This is a genomic window from Xanthobacter tagetidis (assembly GCF_003667445.1).
Lineage (GTDB): Bacteria > Pseudomonadota > Alphaproteobacteria > Rhizobiales > Xanthobacteraceae > Xanthobacter > Xanthobacter tagetidis.
The window spans coordinates 16,333-37,496 of record NZ_RCTF01000025.1 but is presented as its reverse complement, the minus strand read 5'-3'; the positions used below and the strand labels follow the sequence as shown (position 1 = coordinate 37,496).

Genomic DNA, 21,164 nt, shown 5'->3' with positions numbered 1-21,164 from the left:
AGCCATGTCATTTTGTTCGGGCTCGCGCGGCGCGAGCCTGAAATCGGCCGATATTCCATGTGCCTTAATTGGGCTCACGCATGGCCGGGGCGAGAGGTGCGCCCCGCGCCCGCGATGGAGAAGACGATGAAGCAGCACGGGCGGCGTTGGGGGGCGGCGGGCTGGTCCCGGCTCGCGGTGGCCCTGACCCTGGGGTGGACGTCGAGCCTTTATCCCGCGCTGGCGCAGACGCCCGCCGGCACCGGCTCGGCGGCCGGCAGCCCGGTTCCGGCCGGATCGTCCTCCACCGCGTCGCCGGTCCAGCCGCTTCCGGCCCCGAACGCCCCAGCCCAGGCCCCCGCCCAGGCGGCGCAGCCGCCGGCCGCGGATGCGTCCGGCCAGACTGCCGTCACCCCCCCTGCGGCCGCGCCGGATGCTGTGTCGCCGGCCGTCCCGCCGCAGAGCCCCGCCAATGCCGCTGCGCCGCCGCCGCCGGCGCAGGTTCCCCAGGCGCCTGTGCCGACGGATGCCGCCCAGGCGCCGCCCGCATCCGGCACGCCCGCGCCGCCTGCCGGCCAGCAGCAGACGACCTATTCGGAAGCCGAGCTCCAGCAGCTTCTGGCGCCCTATGCGCTCTATCCCGACACGCTGCTGGCGCAGATGCTGCCGGCGACCGCCTATCCCATCGAGCTGGTGCAGGCGCAGCGCTGGCTGGAGCGCAACAAGACCGCGGTGAAGAAGGGCAACTTCTCCGGGGTCGACAGCCAGAGCTGGGACCCGGCGGTGAAGGCGCTGGCGCGCTTTCCCACCGTGATCGCCAAGCTCAACGAGAACCTCGACGCCACCACCGCCCTCGGCAGCGCCTTCATCTACCAGCCGGAGGACGTGAGCGTCGCCATCCAGGTTCTGCGCGCCAAGGCGGAGGCCAACGGCGCGCTCAAGACCAACAAGCGCCAGAACGTGACCAGCCGCAGCGAAAACGGGCGCAACACCATCTACATCACCTCGGCCGATCCGAACGTGGTGTACGTGCCGTATTACGACACCGACATCTATACCGTCGCCGGTGTGGGGCTGCTGACCTTCGGCGCCGGCGTGGTGGTGGGCAATGCCTGGTGGGGCTCCTGGAACTGGTGGAACGGCTGGGTCTATCCGCCGTACTGGCCGGGCTATCCCGGCTGGCGTCCGTGGGTGGGACCGCGTCCGCCGTGGCCCGGCCCCGGCCCCTGGCCGGGTCCTGGACCCTGGCCCGGACCTGGCCCCCGTCCGCCGTGGGGTGGGCCCGGTCCCTGGCCGGGTCCCGGCGGCCTGAAGCCCTGGCAGCCCAATCCCATCAAGCCGCTGCCCGGCCGCCCGGGCGGTCCCGGCGGAGTCTGGGGGCCGGGCCGTCCCGGCCTCGCACCGGGGCTCCGCCCCGGCGGCCCGCTCGCGCCCGGCGTGCGTCCGGTGCTGCCCGGACGGGTTCCCGGCGCGGCCGTGCGGCCGGGCGTGGTCAACCCGGCGCTGAACCGCGGGACGACTCAGATGCGTGCCCAGCAGTTCCGCAACCAGCAGCTCCGCACGCAGCAGCTTCGGACCCAGCAGTTTCGGTCGCAGCAGATGCGCACCCAGCAGTTCCGCTCCCAGCAGCTGCGCACCCAGCAATTGCGCACGCAGCAGTTCCGCGGCCAGCAATTCCGGGGCCAGCAATTCCAGGCGCAGCAGTTCCGGGGCCAGCAGTTCCGCGCGCAGCAGTTCGGCGGGGGCGGGGCGCAATTCCGCTCCGCGCCGCAGTTCCGCGGCGGCGGAGGGGCCATGGGCGGCGGCTTCCGCCGGCGCTGATCGAGAGGGGGCGGCGGGTTGCGCGTTGCGTCTCGCCGTCCCGATCCTCACATCCCGTCGGGTATGAGCGCGCGGCGCGGCGAGAATCACGCTGCTCCCGTGGTGAAGATGCCGCACCGGCAGGTCGGCTGAAGAGGGGACCCGCGGCGGCAGAGGGCCGCTTCTGCCGTTTCTTTTCCTGTGGGCGGCCGCATCCGGCGCCCGCCGGAAGGCGCCATGGACGGCAGCAGGGTGCCGCCGTCCCCGTTTGTGGCGCTGCAGCAAGATCACGGCTCCGAGGTGTCGCGAGCGCGGCGCCGCCGCGGCCAAGGACCCGGGGGGCGGCTTCAGGTTCTAGGCCGAAGCGCGCTCTTGCCTCCCATCTGGCGCTGCGATAAGGCTGCCTCGTCGTTTCGAACTCCTCCAACCGAGGCCGGCGCGGTAACGCTTCAGGCGGATCGCCCACGCGCCCCGAGGTGCGGACCAATGAACGCATTGCTCATGGACTACCTGCCGGTGGTCATCTTCATCGGCGTCTCGCTGGTGATAGGCTTGGCCCTGCTGGTGTCGCCCTTCATCGTCGCCTACCAGAACCCGGACCCGGAGAAGCTCTCCGCCTATGAGTGCGGCTTCAACGCATTCGACGACGCGCGCATGACCTTCGACGTGCGATTCTATCTGGTGGCGATCCTGTTCATCATCTTCGACCTGGAAGTGGCCTTCCTGTTCCCCTGGGCCGTGACGTTCGGCGGCCTCGGCGATCTCGGCTTCTGGTCCATGATGATGTTCCTCGGCGTATTGACGGTCGGCTTCATCTACGAGTGGCGCAAGGGAGCTTTGGAATGGGATTGACCCCTTCAGCCACGGTGCCCGACGTCGAGACCGACCATCAGGGCATCGTCGACCCCTCCACCGGCCGCCCCGTGGGCGCGGACGATCCCTTCTTCCAGGAGATCAGCGCCGAGCTGGCCGACAAGGGCTTCCTCGTCACCACGGTGGACGACCTCATCACCTGGGCGCGCACCGGCTCGCTCATGTGGATGACGTTCGGCCTCGCCTGCTGCGCGGTGGAGATGATGCAGGCCTCCATGCCGCGCTACGACGTGGAGCGCTTCGGCTTCGCGCCGCGCGCCTCGCCGCGCCAGTCGGACGTGATGATCGTCGCGGGCACGCTGACGAACAAGATGGCCCCGGCGCTGCGCAAGGTCTATGACCAGATGCCGGAGCCGCGTTACGTGATCTCCATGGGGTCGTGCGCCAATGGCGGCGGCTACTATCACTTCTCCTACTCGGTGGTGCGCGGCTGCGACCGCGTCGTGCCCGTGGACATCTACGTGCCCGGCTGCCCGCCTACGGCGGAAGCGCTGCTCTACGGCATTCTGCTGCTGCAGAAGAAGATCCGCCGTATCGGAACCATCGAACGCTGAGCCGCCACGCGGTCCAGAACGGGACGTGTCGAGATGGACGAGACGTTGAATGACCTTGCGGCCCACGTCACCGGCGCCGCTGCGGTTGCGGGCGCGGTGCGGGCGTGGACGCTCGCGCACGGCGAACTGACCCTTGAGGTCGAGCCGGCCCAGATCGTGAAGCTCGCAACCTTCCTGCGGGACGACCCGGCCTGCCTGTTCCAGTGCATCGTCGACGTGTGTGGTGTGGACTATCCGGCGCGCGAGAAGCGCTTCGACGTGGTCTACCACCTGCTCTCGCTGAAGCAGAACCTGCGCATCCGCCTCAAGGTGGCGACCGACGAGGACACCCCGGTGCCCTCCATCACCTCGGTGTTCCCGGGCGCCAACTGGTTCGAGCGCGAGGCCTACGACCTCTACGGCATCCTGTTCACCGGCCATCCGGAGCTGCGGCGCCTTTTGACCGACTACGGCTTCGACGGCCACCCGCTGCGCAAGGACTTCCCGACCACCGGGTTCGTGGAGGTGCGCTACGACGACGAGCTGAAGCGCGTGGTCTACGAGCCGGTGCGCCTGCCGCAGGAGTTCCGCAACTTCGACTTCCTCTCTCCCTGGGAGGGCGTCGAATACGTCCTGCCGGGCGACGAGAAGGCGCCGCCGCCCGCGCCGCCCAAGGCCGGGTGAGGGACAAGGCCATGGCACAGACCCTCGACGACATGAAGCCCGTGGACAAGGTCCGCAACTTCCAGATCAATTTCGGCCCGCAGCATCCCGCGGCGCACGGCGTGCTGCGCCTCGTGCTGGAGCTGGACGGCGAGGTGGTGGAGCGGGTCGATCCGCATATCGGCCTGCTGCACCGCGGCACCGAGAAGCTGATCGAAACCAAGACCTATCTCCAGGCCGTGCCCTATTTCGACCGGCTCGACTATTGCGCGCCGATGAACCAGGAGCACGCTTTCTGCCTTGCGGTGGAGAAGCTGCTGGGCATCGAGGTGCCGAGGCGCGCCCAGCTCATCCGCGTGCTCTATTCCGAAATCGGGCGGCTGCTGTCGCATCTGCTCAACGTCACCACGTTCGCCCTCGACGTGGGCGCGCTCACCCCTCCTCTGTGGGGGTTCGAGGAGCGCGAGAAGCTCATGATCTTCTATGAGCGCGCCTCGGGCAGCCGCATGCATGCCGCCTATTTCCGCCCCGGCGGCGTGCACCAGGACCTGCCGCGCCAGCTCGTCGAGGACATCGGCGCCTTCTGCGACCCGTTCCTGAAGCTGGTGAAGGACCTCGACGACCTCGTCACCGAAAACCGCATCTTTAAGCAGCGCACCGTGGACATCGGCGTGGTGTCGCTGGAGGACTGCCTGGCGTGGGGCTTCTCCGGCCCGGTGCTGCGCGCCTCCGGCGCGGCGTGGGACCTGCGCCGCGCGCAGCCCTACGAGTGCTATTCGGAGCTCGAGTTCGACATCCCGGTGGGCCGCCACGGCGACTGCTACGACCGCTACGCGGTGCGCATGGAAGAGATGCGCCAGTCCACCAGGATCATGAAGCAGTGCGTCGAGCGCCTGCTGAAGGAGAGCGGCCCGGTGCACACGCCGGACCACAAGGTGGCGCCGCCGAAGCGGGGCGAGATGAAGCGCTCCATGGAGGCGCTCATCCATCACTTCAAGCTCTACACCGAGGGCTTCCACGTGCCGGAAGGCGAGGTCTATGCCGCGGTGGAGGCGCCCAAGGGCGAGTTCGGCGTCTATCTGGTGTCCGACGGCACCAACAAGCCGTATCGCTGCAAGATCCGCGCGCCGGGCTTCGCCCATCTCCAGGCGATGGATTTCCTCAGCCGCGGCCACATGCTGGCCGACGTCTCGGCGATCCTCGGCTCGCTCGACATCGTGTTCGGGGAGGTGGACCGGTGAGCCGCGCCCTCCGTCCTCGCCTTTCGCTCCGGTGCCTTTGCTGCACCGACGCCCGCATTGCCGGCCTGGGAACCTGACATGTCCGTCCGCCGCCTCGCCGCCGAGCAGCCCGACAGCTTCGCCTTCACGCCGGAGCTGGAGGACATCGCCGTCAAGCTGATCGCCAAGTATCCGGAAGGGCGCCAGGCGAGCGCCGTGGTGCCGCTGCTCTGGGAGACCCAGAAGGCCGCCGGCGGCTGGCTGCCCGAGCCCGCCATCCGCGCCGTGGCGGACCGACTCGGCATGCCGCACATCCGCGTGCTGGAGGTGTGCACCTTCTACACCATGTTCAACCTGGAACCGGTGGGGAAGTATTTCGTGCAGCTCTGCGGCACCACGCCCTGCATGCTGCGCGGCGCCGAGGACATCAAGGCGGTCTGCCGCAAGAAGATCGGCGAGGAGCGCCACATCACCGCCGACGGCACCTTTTCCTGGCTGGAAGTCGAGTGCCTGGGCGCCTGCACCAACGCGCCGATGGTGCAGATCAACGACGACTATTACGAGGACCTCACGCCCGAGAACTTCGAGAAGCTGCTCGATGATCTCGCCGCCGGCCGTCCGGTGAAGGTGGGGCCGCAGAATTCGCGCCACGGCGCCGAGCCCGAGGGCGGGGCGCGCGTGCTCACCGACCCCGCGCTCTACACCCGCGGATCGAGCGCCAACGGGACCTCGACCGCCGAGGCGCCCGTGTCCGGCGACGCCGCGCCGACCCCCGGGGAGTGACCGCCATGCTCGCCGACAAGGACCGCATCTTCACCAATCTCTACGGCCTGCACGACTTCGGTCTGGAGGGCGCGCTCAGGCGCGGCAACTGGGACGGCACCAAGGCGATCCTGGAGAAGGGCCGCGACTGGATCATCAACGAGATGAAGGCGTCCGGCCTGCGCGGCCGCGGCGGCGCCGGCTTCTCCACCGGCATGAAGTGGTCCTTCATGCCGAAGCAGTCCGACGGGCGCCCCCATTATCTGGTGGTGAACGCCGACGAATCCGAGCCCGGCACCTGCAAGGACCGGGAGATCATGCGCAACGATCCGCACACGCTGATCGAGGGCTGCCTGATCGCCTCCTTCGCCATGGGCGCGCACGCGGCCTACATCTATATCCGCGGCGAATACATCTTCGAGCGCAAGCGCCTCCAGGCGGCGATCGACCAGGCCTATGAGGCGCGCCTCATCGGCAAGGACAACGTCCACGACTATCCCTTCGACCTCTATCTGCACCACGGCGCCGGCGCCTATATCTGCGGCGAGGAGACGGCGCTGCTGGAGAGCCTCGAAGGCAAGAAGGGCATGCCGCGCCTGAAGCCGCCCTTCCCGGCGAACATGGGCCTCTACGGCTGCCCCACCACGGTCAACAACGTGGAGAGCATCGCGGTCGCCCCCACCATCCTGCGGCGCGGCGCCGCCTGGTTCGCTGCCATCGGCCGCCCGAACAACGTGGGCACCAAGCTGTTCTCGCTGGCCGGCCACGTGAACACGCCCTGCGTGGTGGAAGAGGCCATGAGCATCCCCTTCAAGGAGCTCGTGGAGAAGCACGGCGGCGGCATTCGCGGCGGGTGGGACAACCTGCTCGGCATCATCCCCGGCGGCGCCTCCTGCCCGGTGATCCCGGCGGAGCAGTGCGCCGACCTCATCATGGACTTCGACGGCACCCGCGCTGTGAAGTCGTCCTTCGGCACGGCGGGCGTGCTGGTGATGGACAAGTCCACCGACATCATCAAGGCGATCGCCCGCATCTCCGCCTTCTTCAAGCACGAGAGCTGCGGCCAGTGCACGCCGTGCCGCGAGGGCACCGGCTGGATGTGGCGCGTGGTGAACCGCATGGCCGAGGGCCGCGCCCAGAAGCGCGAGATCGACATGCTGCTGGAGGTGACGACCCAGATCGAGGGCCACACCATCTGCGCGCTGGGCGATGCGGCCGCGTGGCCGGTGCAGGGCCTGATCCGCCACTACCGGCACGTGATCGAAGAGCGCATCGACCAGTATGCGGCGAACCCGCATCCGGACCCGGTGCCGGTGGCGGCGGAGTAGGGGGAGGGGATGGCGCGCATCACCCAGCTCTGTCCCACTCTGCCGGCGGCCGATCCCTCGGCGGCCGCGGCGTGGTACCGCGACAAGCTGGGCTTCGCGGTGAAGTGGACGATGGATGACTACGCCATCGTCGGCCGCGACGCGGACTTCGAGATCCACTTCTGGCGCTGCGCCGACAAGGCCATCGCCGAGGCGACCTCGGTCTATGTGCGGCCGGACGATATCGAGGCCCTGCACGCGGCCATGGCGGGCGCGGCGGAGGGCGGGCGCATCTCCGAGGTCCAGGACCGGGAGTGGGGCATGCGCGAATTCTATGTGTGGGACCCGGACGGCAATTTGTTGCGGTTCGGGGTTCCGGTTCCCGGCTGAAGGCACGGGGTGGTTTGACGGGATGGGCGCGGCCGCGAGGCGCGCTCCTGGTCTCAAGTTGTTCGGGGAAGTGAGCGGATGGCCAAGATCATCGTCGATGGCACCGAGGTCGATGTGCCCGCCGAGTTCACGCTGCTCCAGGCGTGCGAGGCGGCGGGCGTCGAGATTCCGCGCTTCTGCTTCCATGAGCGCCTGTCCATCGCCGGCAATTGCCGCATGTGCCTGGTGGAAGTGAAGGGCGGGCCGCCCAAGCCCACGGCGTCCTGCGCCATGGCGGTGAAGGACCTGCGCCCCGGCCCCAACGGCGAGCCGCCCGTGGTGCTCACCAAGAGCCCCATGGTGAAGAAGGCGCGCGAAGGGGTGATGGAGTTCCTGCTCATCAACCACCCGCTGGACTGCCCGATCTGCGACCAGGGCGGCGAGTGCGACCTGCAGGACCAGGCCATGGCCTACGGCGCCGACACCTCGCGCTTCGCCGAGAACAAGCGCGCGGTCGAGGACAAGTATATCGGCCCGCTGGTGCGCACCTCCATGAACCGGTGCATCCAGTGCACCCGCTGCGTGCGCTTCTCCACCGAGGTGGCGGGCGTCGCCGACCTCGGCGCCATCGGCCGCGGCGAGGACATGGAGATCACCACCTATCTCGAGCACGCCATGCGCTCGGAGCTCCAGGGCAACGTCGCGGACCTGTGCCCGGTGGGCGCGCTCACCCACAAGCCCTACGCTTTCCATGCCCGGCCCTGGGAGCTCATCAAGACCGAGTCCATCGACGTCATGGACGCGGTCGGCTCCAACATCCGCATCGACACCCGCGGCCGCGAGGTCATGCGCATCCTGCCGCGCATGAACGAGGCGGTGAACGAGGAGTGGATCTCGGACAAGACCCGCTATGTGTGGGACGGCCTGAAGATGCAGCGCCTCGACCGGCCCTATGTGCGCAGGGACGGCCGGCTCGTTCCCGCCACCTGGAGCGAGGCGTTCGCCGCCATCGCCGCCAGGGTGAAGGCCGCCGCGCCGGCCAAGGTGGGCGCGCTGATCGGCGACCTCGCCAGCGTCGAGGAGGTGTTCGCCCTCAAGGCGCTGATGGACAGGCTCGGCTCTAAGAACATCGACTGCCGCCAGGACGGCGCCGCGCTCGATCCTGCGTCCGGCCGCGCCACCTATGTGTTCAATCCCGGCATCGCCGGCATCGAGGATGCGGACGCGATCCTGCTGGTCGGCACCGATCCGCGCCACGAGGCGAGCGTGCTCAACGCCCGCATCCGCAAGCGCTGGCGCATGGGCGGCCTGAGGGTGGGCGTCATCGGCCCGCAGGTGGACCTGACCTACTCCTATGAATATCTCGGCGCAGGTCCCGAAAGCCTCGCCGACCTCGCCGGCGCCGGCACCTTCGCCGAGACCCTGCGCGCCGCCGAGCGGCCCATGGTGATCGTCGGCCAGGGCGCGCTCGCCCGTCCGGACGGCGCCGCCGTGCTGTCGCTCGCCGCCAAGGTGGCGCTGGCGGCCGGCGCTGTGAAGGAAGGCTGGAACGGCTTCGCCGTGCTCCACACCGCCGCCGCCCGCGTCGGCGCGCTCGATGTCGGCGCGGTGCCGGGCGAGGACGGGCTCGACGTCGCCGCCATGTGCGCCCCCGGCGCGCTGGACGTCGCCTTCCTCATGGGCGCGGACGAGGTGGACGTCGCCCCCGGCGCCTTCGTGGTCTATCTCGGCACCCATGGCGATCGCGGCGCCCACCGGGCGGACGTGATCCTGCCCGGCGCCGCCTATCCCGAGAAGAGCGGCCTCTACGTGAATACGGAAGGCCGGGTGCAGTTCGCCAACCGCGCCGCCTTCCCGCCCGGCGAGGCGCGCGAGGACTGGGCGATCCTGCGCGCGCTCTCCGAGGTGCTCAAGCAGACGCTGCCGTTCGACAGCCTGATGGCGCTGCGCGCCCTGCTGGTGGAGGCCTATCCGCACCTCGGCCATGTGGACGAGGCGCTCGCCGCCGATCCCGCCGCGCTCTCGGCGCTGGCGCAGAAGGGTGGGGCCACCGACAAGGCGGCGTTCGTGTCGGCGGTCGAGGACTTCTACCTCACCAACCCCATCGCCCGCGCCTCGGCCGTGATGGCCGAGTGCTCGGCCCTGCGCCTGGAGGCCGCCGCGGAAGCGGCGGAATAGGGGATGGGCGCAAGCGAAATCTCCCTCCCCCGCTTGCGGGAGAGGGCCGGGGAGGGGGCCAGGGAGCGGGCCAGGGGCGCATCGCGTGATCGCGCCGCTGCCCGGCCGGCGCCTTTCCCCCTCCCAACCCTCCCCCGCAAGCGGGAGAGGGCAAGCCGCCAGATAAGCAGCACGGGATCAAGGACATGAACTGGCAGGACACCCTTATCCAGGTGCTCATCATCCTCGGGCAGAGCCTCGCGCTGCTCGTGGCGCTCCTGATCTTCGTCGCCTACATCCTGCTCGCCGACCGCAAGATCTGGGCGGCGGTGCAACTGCGGCGCGGGCCCAACGTGGTGGGGCCGTTCGGCCTGCTGCAGTCGTTCGCCGACCTGCTGAAGTTCGTGCTGAAGGAGCCCACCATCCCGGCGGGCGCCAACAAGGCGGTGTTCCTCCTGGCGCCGCTGGTCACCTGCGTGCTGGCGCTCGCCGCCTGGGCCGTGGTGCCGATCGCCGACGGCTGGGTGATCGCCGACCTCAATGTCGGCGTGCTCTACATCTTCGCCATCTCGTCGCTCGGCGTGTACGGCATTATCATGGGCGGCTGGGCTTCGAACTCGAAGTATCCCTTCCTCGCCTCGCTGCGCTCGGCGGCGCAGATGGTGTCCTACGAGGTCTCCATCGGCTTCGTCATCATCACCGTGCTGATGTGCGCCGGCTCGCTGAACCTTTCCGAGATCGTCGAGGCGCAGAACGGCAGGCTCGGGCTGCTGAACTGGTACTTCCTGCCGCTGTTCCCGATGTTCGTGATCTTCTACGTGTCGGCGCTGGCGGAGACCAACCGCCCGCCCTTCGACCTCGTCGAAGCGGAATCGGAGCTGGTCGCCGGCTTCATGACCGAGTACGGCTCGACGCCCTACCTGCTGTTCATGCTGGGCGAGTACGTGGCCATCCTGACCATGTGCGCCATGGCCACCATCCTGTTCCTCGGCGGCTGGCTCTCGCCGCTGCCGTTCGCCCCCTTCACCTGGGTGCCGGGCCTCGTGTGGTTCGTCATCAAGGTGTGTTTCATGTTCTTCCTGTTCGCCATGGCCAAGGCCATGGTGCCGCGCTATCGCTACGACCAGCTCATGCGGCTCGGCTGGAAGGTGTTCCTGCCGATCTCCCTCGTCGCCGTCGTGGTGGTCGCGGGCGTCCTGCACTTCACCGGGATGGCGCCGAAATGACCCGCTCCGCTCCTCAAACGCACCGCCTTCCGGGAGAGCGCACATGAAGCTCGATCAGGCCGCGCGCGCCCTGTTCCTCACCGAGCTGGTCTCGGGGTTCTTCCTCGCCATGCGCTATTTCTTCAAGCCCAAGGCGACGCTGAACTATCCGTTCGAGAAGGGCCCGCTCTCGCCGCGCTTCCGCGGCGAGCACGCGCTGCGCCGCTATCCGAACGGGGAAGAGCGCTGCATCGCGTGCAAATTGTGCGAGGCGATCTGCCCGGCGCAGGCCATCACCATCGAGGCCGGCCCGCGCCGCAACGACGGCACGCGCCGCACCACGCGCTACGACATCGACATGGTGAAGTGCATCTATTGCGGCTTCTGCCAGGAGGCGTGCCCGGTGGATGCGATCGTCGAGGGGCCGAACTTCGAGTTCGCCACCGAGACGCGCGAGGAACTCTATTACGACAAGGAAAAGCTGCTCGCGAACGGCGACCGGTGGGAGCGCGAGCTGGCGCGCGCCATCGCCATGGATGCGCCATACCGCTGAGCAGGCGGGGATCGGCCGGCCTCAAGCCGGCCGCGGGGATTGGATCGGTGCCGGGCGTCCTGCGCGGCATCTCGACAGTGGACTTTTGGGATGCGTGAAGGCAATCGATCGACCGGCCGCCGTCCGGCGCCGGCAATGACCGGCGCGGGCGCGCCGCGGGCAGGGGGGCTCGGCGCATGAGTGTCGCGGCAGCGTTCTTCTATCTCTTCGCCTTCGTGCTGATTGCGTCCGCCTTCATGGTGATCTCCTCGCGCAATCCCGTGCACTCGGTGCTGTTCCTCATCCTCGCCTTCGTCAACGCGGCGGGCCTGTTCATCCTGATCGGCGCGGAGTTCCTCGCGCTGATCCTGGTGGTGGTCTATGTGGGCGCGGTGGCGGTGCTGTTCCTGTTCGTCGTCATGATGCTGGACGTCGACTTCGTGGAGCTGCGCCAGGGCTTCCTGCAATATCTGCCCATCGGCATGATCGTCGGCGCCATCTTCCTCGCCGAGCTGGTGCTGGTGCTGGGCGCCTGGGCCACCGGGCCGGGGGTCGCCCAGGCGGTGTCCGCTGCCGCCAACGTGGCGCCCGCCGGCGCCGAGGCGGTGAGCAACGTGCGCGCCATCGGCCAGGTGCTCTACACGGACTACATCTACTTCTTCCAGGCGGCGGGCTTCGTGCTGCTCGTCGCCATGATCGGCGCCATCGTGCTCACGCTCCGCCACAAGGCCGGGGTAAAGCGCCAGAGCATCTCCGCCCAGGTGGAGCGCACCGCCAAGACCGCCATCGAGGTGGTCAAGGTGCGCCCCGGCCAGGGCCTTTGAGGGGGCGGCAATGGACATCGGTCTCTCCCACTACCTCACCGTCGCGGCGATCCTGTTCACGCTCGGGACGCTCGGCATCTTCCTCAACCGGAAGAACGTGATCGTCATCCTGATGTCGGTGGAGCTGATCCTGCTCGCCGTGAACATCAACCTCGTGGCCTTCTCGGCCTTCCTCGGCAATCTCACCGGCCAGATCTTCGCGCTGCTGGTGCTGACGGTCGCGGCGGCCGAGGCGGCCATCGGCCTCGCCATCCTCGTGGTGTTCTACCGCAACCGCGGTTCGATCGCCGTCGAGGACATCAACGCCATGAAGGGCTGAGGCCATGTATCAGGCGATCGTCTTCCTGCCCCTCGTCGGCTTCCTCATCGCCGGCCTGTTCGGCCGCTCCATCGGCGCCCGCGCGAGCGAGATCGTCACCACTTCGCTCCTGTTCGTGGCCTGCCTGCTCGCCTGGATCGTCTTCATCGACGTCGGCTTCTCCGGCCACGATGCGCGCGTGCAGGTGATGAAGTGGATCTATGTGGGCGACCTGAAGATCGACTGGGCGCTGCGCATCGACACCATGACCGCGATCATGCTGATCGTCGTCACCTCCGTGTCCTCGCTCGTGCACCTCTATTCCATCGGCTACATGCACGAGGACCCGAGCCGCCCGCGCTTCTTCGCCTATCTGTCGCTGTTCACCTTCGCCATGCTGATGCTGGTGACCGCCGACAACCTGGTGCAGCTGTTCTTCGGCTGGGAGGGCGTGGGCCTCGCCTCGTACCTGCTGATCGGCTTCTGGTACCAGAAGCCGTCCGCCAACGCCGCCGCCATGAAGGCGTTCGTGGTCAACCGCGTCGGCGACTTCGGTTTCATGCTCGGCATCTTCGCGCTGTTCGTGATGACCGGCTCGGTGGCGTTCGAGACCGTGTTCGCCCAGGCGCCCTCGCTCGCCGGCAAGACCATCCACTTCCTCGGCCATCACTGGGATGCGCCGACGGTGATCGCGCTGCTGCTGTTCGTCGGCGCCATGGGCAAGTCGGCGCAGTTCCTGCTGCACACCTGGCTGCCCGACGCCATGGAGGGCCCGACCCCGGTGTCGGCGCTCATCCATGCCGCCACCATGGTGACGGCCGGCGTGTTCATGGTGGCGCGCATGTCGCCCATCTTCGAGCTGTCGCCCACCGCGCTCGACATCGTCATGCTGGTCGGCGCCACCACCGCGTTCTTCGCGGCGACCATCGGCCTGGTGCAGAACGACATCAAGAAGGTGATCGCCTACTCCACCTGCTCCCAGCTCGGCTACATGTTCGTCGCCATGGGGGCGGGGGCCTATTCCATCGGCATGTTCCACCTGTTCACGCACGCCTTCTTCAAGGCGCTGCTGTTCCTCGGCGCCGGCTCGGTGATCCACGCGATGCACCACGAGCAGGACATGCGCCACATGGGCGGGCTGTGGAAGAAGATCCCCTTCACCTACGGCGTGATGCTGGTGGGCACGCTCGCCATCACCGGCGTGCCGCCGCTCGCGGGCTATTATTCCAAGGACGCCATCATCGAGGCGGCCTATGCCAGCCACAACTACTTCCGGGTCTACGGCTACTGGCTGACCGTGATCGCCGCCGCGCTCACCGCCTTCTATTCGTGGCGCCTGGTGTTCATGACCTTCCACGGCAAGCCGCACGACCACCACCACTACGACCACGCCCATGAGAGCCCGCTGGTGATGACCATCCCGCTGGCCGCGCTGTCGGTCGGCGCGATCTTCGCCGGCATGGCCTTCTACGGCGTGTTTGTCGGCCATGGGGTGGAGCACTTCTTCCGCCACTCCATCTTCATGGGGGCGGAGAACCACATCCTGCACGCCATGCACGAGATTCCGGGCTGGGCGGTGTGGGCGCCGACGCTGATGATGCTGATCGGCACCGCCTTCGCGGTCTGGTTCTACGTGCTCGACCCATCGGTTCCGGGGCAGCTCGCGCGGTCGCAGGACGCGCTCTACCGCTTCCTTCTGAACAAGTGGTACTTCGACGAGATCTACGACTTCCTGATCGTCAAGCCGGCGCTCTGGCTCGGCCGGTTCCTGTGGAAGCGGGGCGACGGCACCGTCATCGACGGCCTCGGGCCGGACGGCATCTCCGCGCGCGTCATGGACGTGACGGGGCGGGTGGTGCGGCTCCAGTCCGGCTACCTCTACCACTACGCCTTCGTGATGCTCATTGGCGTCGCGGCTTTCATCACCTGGTTCATGTTCGCCGGAGTGTGACGCGATGACCGGTTGGCCCATCCTCTCCGTCGTCACCTTCCTGCCATTGGTGGGGGCGCTGTTCATCCTGGCGGTGAGGGGCGACAGCGAAGTCACCGCGCGCAACGCCCGCTGGGTGGCGCTGTGGACGACGCTCGTCACCTTCGTCGTGTCGCTGCTGCTGCTGCCGGGCTTCGACCCGGCCGCCCCCGGCTTCCAGTTCGTGGAGAAGAAAGCCTGGCTCGGCGACGTCGCCGCCTACCACATGGGCGTCGACGGCATCTCGCTGCCGTTCGTGATCCTGACCACCTTCCTCATGCCGTTCTGCATCCTCGCCTCGTGGGAGAGCGTGCACAAGCGGGTGAAGGAATACATGATCGCCTTCCTGGTGCTCGAGACCCTGATGGTCGGCACCTTCTGCGCGCTCGACCTCGTCCTCTTCTACTTCTTCTTCGAGGGCGGCCTGATCCCGATGTTCCTCATCATCGGCATCTGGGGCGGGCAGCGGCGCATCTATGCGGCGTTCAAGTTCTTCCTCTATACGCTCGCCGGCTCGGTGCTGATGATGCTCGCCATCATGGCCATGTACTGGCAGGCCGGCACCACCGACGTGCCCACCCTGATGAAGTTTGGCTTCCCGTCCGGCATGCAGACCTGGCTGTGGCTCGCCTTCTTCGCTTCGTTCGCGGTGAAGATGCCCATGTGGCCGGTGCACACCTGGCTGCCCGACGCCCATGTGGAGGCGCCCACCGCCGGCTCGGTGATCCTTGCCGGCATCCTCCTGAAGATGGGCGGCTACGGCTTCATCCGCTTCTCGCTGCCCATGTTCCCGGAGGCGAGCCACCTGTTCGCGCCGCTGGTGTTCACGCTCTCGGTGGTGGCGATCATCTACACCTCGCTGGTGGCCCTCGTGCAGGAGGACATCAAGAAGCTGATCGCCTACTCGTCCATCGCCCACATGGGCTTCGTGACCATGGGCATCTTCGCCATGAACGAGGCGGGGCTGCAGGGCGCCATGTTCCTGATGATCTCGCACGGCTTCGTCTCCGGCGCGCTGTTCCTGTGCGTGGGCGTGATCTACGACCGCATGCACACGCGCCAGATCGCCGCCTATGGCGGGCTGGTGCACCGCATGCCGCTCTACGCCACCGTGTTCATGGTGTTCACCATGGCGAACGTGGGCCTGCCGGGCACGTCGGGCTTCGTGGGCGAGTTCCTCACCATGCTCGCCGCCTTCGAGCGCAACACCTGGATCGCCTTCTTCGCCGCCACCGGCGTGATCCTGTCGGCGGCCTATGCGCTCTGGCTCTATCTGCGCGTGATCTTCGGGCCGCTGGAGAAGGACAGCCTGAAGGCCATGGCCGACCTCTCGCCGCGCGAGATCGCGATCATGGCGCCGCTGGTGGTGCTGACCATCCTCTTCGGCGTGTGGCCCGCGCCGATCCTCAACATGACGTCGAGCGCGGTGGGCACGGTGATCGCGCGCACCGACCAGGTGGCGGCGGCGGTGAAGACCGCGCTGCTCCTTCCCTTCTGATCCCGGATGACCGCCATGTCGCAGCTCCTGCCTCCCGTCGCCGCGGTCCTGCCCGAGCTTGTGCTCGCGGTGTCGGCCATCGCGCTGATCCTGATCGGCGCGTTCCGCGGGGAAGCCGCGGCGAACCTCGTGACGGGGCTCGCCATCGCTGTGCTCGCGGCGGCGGCGCTGCTGGTGCTGCTCGCCCCCGCCGGCGAGGTGGTCGCCTTCAACGGCTCGATGGTGATCGACACCTATTCGCGCTTCATGAAGTTCCTGGCGCTCGCCGGCGCCACGGTCTCGCTGGTCATGGCGGTGGACTGGCTGAACCGGGAGAAGCAGCAGAAGTTCGAATATGCCGTGCTGGTGCTGCTGGCGACGCTCGGCATGTGCATCCTGGTGTCCGCAGGCGACCTGATCGCGCTCTATCTCGGCCTCGAACTGATGAGCCTCTCGCTCTACGTGGTGGCCGCGATCAACCGCGATTCGGTCCGCTCCACCGAGGCGGGCCTGAAGTATTTCGTCCTCGGCGCGCTCTCCTCGGGCATGCTGCTCTACGGCGCCTCGCTGATCTACGGCTTCACCGGCTCGGTGAACTTCTCGGTGATCGCCACCGTGGTGAAGGAGCCGTCGCTCGGCCTGATCTTCGGCCTAGTCTTCCTCCTGGCCGGCCTGTGCTTCAAGGTCTCCGCCGTGCCGTTCCACATGTGGACGCCGGACGTCTATGAGGGCGCGCCGACCCCGGTCACCGCCTTCTTCGCCACCGCGCCCAAGGCCGCCGCCATGGCGATCTTCGTGCGCGTAACGGCGGAGGCGTTCCCGCACGTCACCCACCAGTGGCAGCAGATCGTCGCCTTCGTCGCCATCGCCTCCATGGTGCTCGGCGCCTTCGCCGCCATCGGCCAGCGCAACATCAAGCGCCTGCTCGCCTATTCCTCCATCGGCCACATGGGCTTCGCGCTGGTGGGCCTCGCCGCCGGCACCGAGCAGGGGGTGCGCGGCGTTCTGGTCTACATGGCGATCTATGTCGCCATGACGCTCGGCTCGTTCGCCTGCGTGCTCGCCATGCGCCGCAAGGGCCAGGCGGTGGAGAGCGTCGAGGATCTCGCGGGGCTCGGCACCCGCAACCCGGTGATGGCGCTGCTGCTGGCCGCGCTCATGTTCTCGCTCGCCGGCATCCCGCCGCTCGCCGGGTTCCTCGCCAAATATTATGTGTTCCTCGCCGCGATCCAGGCCGGGCTCTATTGGCTCGCGGTGATCGGCGTGCTCGCATCGGTTGTGGGCGCCTTCTACTACCTGCGCATCGTCAAGATCATGTATTTCGACGAGCCGGCGGAGGCGTTCGACCCCATGCCGTCCGAGCTGAAGGCGGTGCTCGGCGTGAGCGGGCTTTTCACGATCTTCTATTTCGTCTATCCCGCTCCCCTCATCGAGGCGGCGGGTGCCGCCGCCCGCTCGCTCTTCTGATCGAATGGCCGCATACGAATTCCAGGGTTCCACGGTTCCCATCGTCCGCTACACCGAGATCGGCTCCACCAATGCCGAGGGGCTCGCGCGCCTTGCGCGTGGCGAGACCATGCCGGTGTGGCTGGTGGCGGACGTGCAGACCGCCGGCCGCGGCCGGCGCGGCCGCCCCTGGACCTCCGAGGTGGGCAACCTGTTCGCCACTCTGGTGCTGCCGAACCCGGCGCCGGCCGCGAATCTCGCCCAGTTGTGCTTCGTCGCCGGCCTCGCGCTGCGCGATGCGGTGGCGCGGGCGGCGCCCGACATCGGCGCCGACCGCCTCAAGCTGAAATGGCCCAACGACCTCCTGATCGACGGCGCCAAGCTCGCCGGCATCCTGGTGGAGGGCGGCTCCGACGCCTATGGCCGCCCGGCTGCGGTGATCGGCTTCGGCGTCAACTGCCTGCACCATCCGGACGGCCTCGCTTATCCCGCGACCTCGCTTGAGGCCGCGGGCGCCCCCGCCGCGCCCGACCGGGTGCTGGAGGCGCTCGACATCGCCATGGCGGCCCGCATCAGCCAGTGGAACGCCGGCGCCGGCTTCCCCGAGATCCGCACCGAATGGATGCGCCATGCTCTCGGCATGGGCGACCAGGTGAGCGTCAAGGTGGGCGAGCGCGAGGTGGTGGGCCGGTTCGAGAACATCGACGCGCGCGGCGCCCTGATGCTGAGGCGCAAGGACGGCGTCGCGGAGATCATCACGGCCGGCGACGTCTCCCTCATCAAGCCGGACCTCTAGGGTCCGCAGCCGCGGCGCACGGCGCGCCGCGGGATGGAAACGGCGGAACAGATGGCACAACCCGACGAGTTGGTATTCGCGCCCTTGGGCGGCGTCGGCGAGATCGGCATGAATCTCGCCCTCTACGGCTACGGCCCGCGCAAGGCGCGCACCTGGCTGGTGGTGGACCTCGGCATGAGCTTCGCCGGTCCCGAGGCGCCGGGCGTCGACCTGGTGCTGCCCGACATCCGCTTCCTGGAGGCGGAGAAGAAGCACATCGCCGGCCTCGTCATCACCCACGGCCACGAGGACCACGTGGGAGCGGTGCTGGACCTGTGGCCGCGCCTCAAGTGCCCGATCTACACCACGCGCTTCACCGCCGGCCTGCTGGAGGCCAAGCGCTCCGGCGAGCCGGGCGCGCCCTCGTCGCTGCCGGTCACTGTGGTGCGCTCGGGCGCGTCGGTGGACATCGGCCCGTTCTCGGTGGAGTTCGTGCCGGTCGCCCATTCGATCCCGGACAGCCATGCCCTTGCCATCCGCACCGGGGCCGGCCTCGTGGTGCATACCGGCGACTGGAAGCTCGACCCGACGCCGCTGGTGGGCCCGCCCACCGACACCGAGCGGCTGAAGGCGCTGGGCGACGAGGGCGTCCGGGCGCTGATCTGCGATTCCACCAATGCCATCCGCGAAGGCGTCTCGCCCTCCGAGGCGGACGTTGCGGCAGCGCTCACCGAGATCGTCGGCAAGGCGAAGCACCGCGTCGCCTTCACCACCTTCTCCTCCAACGTGGCGCGCGTGCGCGCCATCGCCCAGGCGGCGCGCGCCAACGGGCGCGAGGTGGTGGTGGTGGGCCGGGCGCTGGAGCGCGTCATCGGCGTGGCGCGGGAGGAGGGGCTGCTCGACGGCGTGCCCGCCTTCCGTGGCGCAGACGCGTTCGGCTTCCTGCCGCGCGAGAAGGTGGTGGCCATCCTCACCGGCAGCCAGGGCGAGCAGCGCGCGGCGCTGCGGCGCATCGCCGACGACGACCATCCCGAGATCGCCCTCTCGCCGGGCGACCTCGTGGTGTTCTCTTCGCGTACCATCCCCGGCAACGAGAAGGTGGTGAACCACATCATCAACGCTCTGGTGCGCCGGGGCGTGGAGGTGATGACCGATCGCGACGGGCTGGTGCACGTCTCCGGCCACCCGCGGCGCGGCGAACTCAAGCAGATGTACGAGATGGTGCGCCCGCAGGTGGCGATCCCCGTGCACGGCGAGGCGCTGCATCTGCACGAGCATGCGAAGCTCGCCAAGAGCCTCGGCGTGCCGGAGGTGGTCACCTGCTATGACGGCCACGTGGTGCGCCTTGCGCCAGGCCCGGCGGAGCGGGTGGACGACCTGCCGTTCGGCCGGCTCTACAAGGACGGCCGCCTGCTGGTGGCCGAGACCGCCCGCGCCATCCCCGAGCGGCGCAAGCTCTCGTTCGCGGGCGTGGTGTCGGTCTCGGTGGCGGTGGATCGGCACGGCGGCATCGCCGGCGATCCCTCGGTGGAGATCACCGGCATTCCCGAGCGCGGGGAGGGCGGCGTCGACATGCTCGACCATGTGCTCGACACCGTGAGCGCGACCCTGGAGAACCTGCCCAAGGCGCGCCGGCGCGATCCCGAGGCGCTCGCCGAGACGCTGGAGCGGGCGGTGCGCGCGGCGGTGAACGCGGTATGGGGCAAAAAGCCGGTTTGCCACGTGCACGTTCTCGAAGTCTGATAGCGACATCGGCGCGCGACGCGAGGAGGGGATCATGATCGGACGGCTGAACCACGTGGCCATCGCGGTGCGCGACCTTTCCGCCGCCGCCGCCCTCTATCGCGACACGCTGGGGGCTGAGGTGTCCGAGGCGGTGCCCCAGGTGGAGCACGGCGTCACCACCGTGTTCGTCCATCTGCCGAACACCAAGATCGAGTTCCTGGAGCCGCTCGGCGCCGACTCCCCGATCCTGAAGTTCCTGGAGCGCAACCCGGACGGCGGCATCCACCACATCTGCTACGAGGTGGACGACATCCTGGCGGCCCGCGACCAGCTCAAGGCCAATGGCGCGCGGGTGCTCGGCACCGGCGAGCCGAAGATCGGTGCCCACGGCAAGCCGGTGCTGTTCCTTCACCCGAAGGACTTCAACGGCACGCTCGTGGAGCTGGAACAGGCGTGATCCCGTGAGCCCGCTGACCTTCCTCGCCATCTATTTCATCGTCTGGTGGGTGACGCTGTTCGCGGTGCTGCCGTGGGGCGTGCGCTCGCAGGCGGAGAGCGCCGACATCACCCCCGGCACTGACCCCGGCGCCCCGGTGCGCCCGCTGCTGCTGAAGAAGCTGATCGCCACCACGGTGGTCGCCGCGATCATCACAGGCGGCCTGATCTATCTCGTCACCAGCGGCGTGGTGTCGATGGACGACTTCCCCATGCCGTTCGACACCCGCCCGCTCTGAGGCACGCTCCCCGGACGCATGCAGCGTCATCGGAATGCGAGCCGGGGCCCAGCGCAAGAGTTCGCCGAAGGCTGCTCATTCCGGCTGGCGGCAGGGGCTCGATACAGCGTCGGGATATTGGCATTCCCTGCTTCGCAGGAGTCCTGCGCTGGGCCCCGGATCGGCGCTTCGGCTGCGCCGTCGCTTGTCCGGGGTGCGGCGCCGGCTGTGCCGTGGCGGCGCGGGGATTGACTCCGCCCTCGTGCCCCGGACGCATGCAGCGCCAGCGGAATGCGAGCCGGGGCCCAGCGCAAGAGTTCGCCGAAGGCGGCTCATTCCGGCTGGCGGCAGGGGCTCGATACAGCGTCGGGATATTGGCATTGCCTGCTGCGCAGGAGTCCTGCGCTGGGCCCCGGATCGGCGCTCCGGCTGCGTCGTCGCTTGTCCGGGGCGCGGGACAAAAAACAAAGGCGAGACCCGGAAGGTCTCGCCTTTTTCGTTCACGGCTCCTGAGCGACGCCTGGAAGTCTAAGCTTC

The 21,164-nt window shown here is 68.5% G+C and carries 20 protein-coding genes; all 20 read left to right on the top strand.

Features of this window, described 5'->3' with window-relative positions; genetic code table 11:
• Positions 1-126 precede the first annotated feature (126 nt).
• The 20 genes from D9R14_RS21395 (at position 127) to D9R14_RS21300 (ending at position 20,648) form a co-directional block, all read left to right on the top strand.
• The gene (locus D9R14_RS21395) at positions 127-1,800 is read left to right on the top strand and encodes a DUF3300 domain-containing protein (protein WP_121625451.1); all 1,674 of its coding nucleotides are present in this window, start codon (positions 127-129) and stop codon (positions 1,798-1,800) included.
• A gap of 465 nt (positions 1,801-2,265) precedes the next feature.
• The gene (locus D9R14_RS21390) at positions 2,266-2,631 is read left to right on the top strand and encodes an NADH-quinone oxidoreductase subunit A (protein ID WP_121625449.1); all 366 of its coding nucleotides are present in this window, start codon (positions 2,266-2,268) and stop codon (positions 2,629-2,631) included.
• Positions 2,622-3,206 carry a NuoB/complex I 20 kDa subunit family protein gene (locus D9R14_RS21385; RefSeq protein WP_121625447.1) on the top strand — a complete coding sequence of 195 codons (585 nt, stop codon included), beginning with the start codon at positions 2,622-2,624 and terminating at the stop codon, positions 3,204-3,206. Before D9R14_RS21390 ends, D9R14_RS21385 begins: the two co-directional genes overlap by 10 nt.
• A gap of 33 nt (positions 3,207-3,239) precedes the next feature.
• Positions 3,240-3,869, top strand: coding sequence for an NADH-quinone oxidoreductase subunit C (locus D9R14_RS21380; RefSeq protein ID WP_121625445.1), 630 nt, complete (start codon positions 3,240-3,242; stop codon positions 3,867-3,869).
• 32 nt (positions 3,870-3,901) lie between these two features.
• Entirely contained in the window at positions 3,902-5,089 is a 1,188-nt protein-coding gene (locus D9R14_RS21375; protein ID WP_121625471.1) for an NADH-quinone oxidoreductase subunit D, read from the top strand.
• 78 nt (positions 5,090-5,167) lie between these two features.
• On the top strand, positions 5,168-5,851 hold the full coding sequence (gene nuoE / locus D9R14_RS21370; protein WP_121625443.1) for an NADH-quinone oxidoreductase subunit NuoE: 684 nt from the start codon (positions 5,168-5,170) through the stop codon (positions 5,849-5,851).
• 5 nt (positions 5,852-5,856) lie between these two features.
• Complete coding sequence (gene nuoF, locus D9R14_RS21365) at positions 5,857-7,158, top strand: NADH-quinone oxidoreductase subunit NuoF (protein WP_121625469.1); 1,302 nt, start codon at positions 5,857-5,859, stop codon at positions 7,156-7,158.
• A gap of 9 nt (positions 7,159-7,167) precedes the next feature.
• A complete protein-coding gene (locus tag D9R14_RS21360) occupies positions 7,168-7,527 on the top strand; it encodes a DUF8817 family protein (RefSeq protein ID WP_121625441.1) in 360 nt (119 codons plus the stop codon).
• Between the two features lie 78 nt (positions 7,528-7,605).
• Positions 7,606-9,684 (top strand): NADH-quinone oxidoreductase subunit NuoG, encoded by a 2,079-nt coding sequence (nuoG, locus tag D9R14_RS21355; RefSeq protein ID WP_121625439.1) that lies wholly within the window; start codon positions 7,606-7,608, stop codon positions 9,682-9,684.
• A gap of 185 nt (positions 9,685-9,869) precedes the next feature.
• A complete protein-coding gene (gene nuoH / locus D9R14_RS21350) occupies positions 9,870-10,889 on the top strand; it encodes an NADH-quinone oxidoreductase subunit NuoH (RefSeq protein ID WP_121625437.1) in 1,020 nt (339 codons plus the stop codon).
• Between the two features lie 43 nt (positions 10,890-10,932).
• Entirely contained in the window at positions 10,933-11,421 is a 489-nt protein-coding gene (gene nuoI / locus D9R14_RS21345) for an NADH-quinone oxidoreductase subunit NuoI (RefSeq protein WP_121625436.1), read from the top strand.
• A gap of 176 nt (positions 11,422-11,597) precedes the next feature.
• Positions 11,598-12,224 carry an NADH-quinone oxidoreductase subunit J gene (locus tag D9R14_RS21340; RefSeq protein ID WP_121625435.1) on the top strand — a complete coding sequence of 209 codons (627 nt, stop codon included), beginning with the start codon at positions 11,598-11,600 and terminating at the stop codon, positions 12,222-12,224.
• Positions 12,225-12,234: 10 nt separating this feature from the next.
• Entirely contained in the window at positions 12,235-12,543 is a 309-nt protein-coding gene (gene nuoK / locus D9R14_RS21335; protein ID WP_121625434.1) for an NADH-quinone oxidoreductase subunit NuoK, read from the top strand.
• 4 nt (positions 12,544-12,547) lie between these two features.
• Positions 12,548-14,473: an NADH-quinone oxidoreductase subunit L gene (gene nuoL / locus D9R14_RS21330; RefSeq protein WP_121625432.1), complete on the top strand. Its 1,926-nt coding sequence runs from the start codon at positions 12,548-12,550 to the stop codon at positions 14,471-14,473.
• A gap of 4 nt (positions 14,474-14,477) precedes the next feature.
• A complete protein-coding gene (locus D9R14_RS21325; protein ID WP_121625430.1) occupies positions 14,478-15,989 on the top strand; it encodes an NADH-quinone oxidoreductase subunit M in 1,512 nt (503 codons plus the stop codon).
• A 15-nt stretch (positions 15,990-16,004) separates the two neighbouring features.
• A complete protein-coding gene (gene nuoN, locus D9R14_RS21320) occupies positions 16,005-17,435 on the top strand; it encodes an NADH-quinone oxidoreductase subunit NuoN (protein WP_121625467.1) in 1,431 nt (476 codons plus the stop codon).
• 4 nt (positions 17,436-17,439) lie between these two features.
• The gene (locus tag D9R14_RS21315) at positions 17,440-18,210 is read left to right on the top strand and encodes a biotin--[acetyl-CoA-carboxylase] ligase (RefSeq protein WP_121625428.1); all 771 of its coding nucleotides are present in this window, start codon (positions 17,440-17,442) and stop codon (positions 18,208-18,210) included.
• 51 nt (positions 18,211-18,261) lie between these two features.
• Positions 18,262-19,932 carry a ribonuclease J gene (locus D9R14_RS21310; RefSeq protein ID WP_121625426.1) on the top strand — a complete coding sequence of 557 codons (1,671 nt, stop codon included), beginning with the start codon at positions 18,262-18,264 and terminating at the stop codon, positions 19,930-19,932.
• A 34-nt stretch (positions 19,933-19,966) separates the two neighbouring features.
• Positions 19,967-20,371 (top strand): methylmalonyl-CoA epimerase, encoded by a 405-nt coding sequence (mce, locus tag D9R14_RS21305; protein ID WP_121625424.1) that lies wholly within the window; start codon positions 19,967-19,969, stop codon positions 20,369-20,371.
• 4 nt (positions 20,372-20,375) lie between these two features.
• The gene (locus D9R14_RS21300; protein ID WP_121625422.1) at positions 20,376-20,648 is read left to right on the top strand and encodes a DUF1467 family protein; all 273 of its coding nucleotides are present in this window, start codon (positions 20,376-20,378) and stop codon (positions 20,646-20,648) included.
• The last annotated feature ends 516 nt before the right edge of the window (positions 20,649-21,164 follow it).

Bases quoted from the DNA above. Each gene is read 5' to 3' on its own strand.
- D9R14_RS21395 (WP_121625451.1), top strand. From the start codon at position 127: ATGAAGCAGCACGGGCGGCGTTGGGGGGCGGCGGGCTGGTCCCGGCTC.
- D9R14_RS21390 (WP_121625449.1), top strand. From the start codon at position 2,266: ATGAACGCATTGCTCATGGACTACCTGCCGGTGGTCATCTTCATCGGC.
- D9R14_RS21385 (WP_121625447.1), top strand. From the start codon at position 2,622: ATGGGATTGACCCCTTCAGCCACGGTGCCCGACGTCGAGACCGACCAT.
- D9R14_RS21380 (WP_121625445.1), top strand. From the start codon at position 3,240: ATGGACGAGACGTTGAATGACCTTGCGGCCCACGTCACCGGCGCCGCT.
- D9R14_RS21375 (WP_121625471.1), top strand. From the start codon at position 3,902: ATGAAGCCCGTGGACAAGGTCCGCAACTTCCAGATCAATTTCGGCCCG.
- nuoE (WP_121625443.1), top strand. From the start codon at position 5,168: ATGTCCGTCCGCCGCCTCGCCGCCGAGCAGCCCGACAGCTTCGCCTTC.
- nuoF (WP_121625469.1), top strand. From the start codon at position 5,857: ATGCTCGCCGACAAGGACCGCATCTTCACCAATCTCTACGGCCTGCAC.
- D9R14_RS21360 (WP_121625441.1), top strand. From the start codon at position 7,168: ATGGCGCGCATCACCCAGCTCTGTCCCACTCTGCCGGCGGCCGATCCC.
- nuoG (WP_121625439.1), top strand. From the start codon at position 7,606: ATGGCCAAGATCATCGTCGATGGCACCGAGGTCGATGTGCCCGCCGAG.
- nuoH (WP_121625437.1), top strand. From the start codon at position 9,870: ATGAACTGGCAGGACACCCTTATCCAGGTGCTCATCATCCTCGGGCAG.
- nuoI (WP_121625436.1), top strand. From the start codon at position 10,933: ATGAAGCTCGATCAGGCCGCGCGCGCCCTGTTCCTCACCGAGCTGGTC.
- D9R14_RS21340 (WP_121625435.1), top strand. From the start codon at position 11,598: ATGAGTGTCGCGGCAGCGTTCTTCTATCTCTTCGCCTTCGTGCTGATT.
- nuoK (WP_121625434.1), top strand. From the start codon at position 12,235: ATGGACATCGGTCTCTCCCACTACCTCACCGTCGCGGCGATCCTGTTC.
- nuoL (WP_121625432.1), top strand. From the start codon at position 12,548: ATGTATCAGGCGATCGTCTTCCTGCCCCTCGTCGGCTTCCTCATCGCC.
- D9R14_RS21325 (WP_121625430.1), top strand. From the start codon at position 14,478: ATGACCGGTTGGCCCATCCTCTCCGTCGTCACCTTCCTGCCATTGGTG.
- nuoN (WP_121625467.1), top strand. From the start codon at position 16,005: ATGTCGCAGCTCCTGCCTCCCGTCGCCGCGGTCCTGCCCGAGCTTGTG.
- D9R14_RS21315 (WP_121625428.1), top strand. From the start codon at position 17,440: ATGGCCGCATACGAATTCCAGGGTTCCACGGTTCCCATCGTCCGCTAC.
- D9R14_RS21310 (WP_121625426.1), top strand. From the start codon at position 18,262: ATGGCACAACCCGACGAGTTGGTATTCGCGCCCTTGGGCGGCGTCGGC.
- mce (WP_121625424.1), top strand. From the start codon at position 19,967: ATGATCGGACGGCTGAACCACGTGGCCATCGCGGTGCGCGACCTTTCC.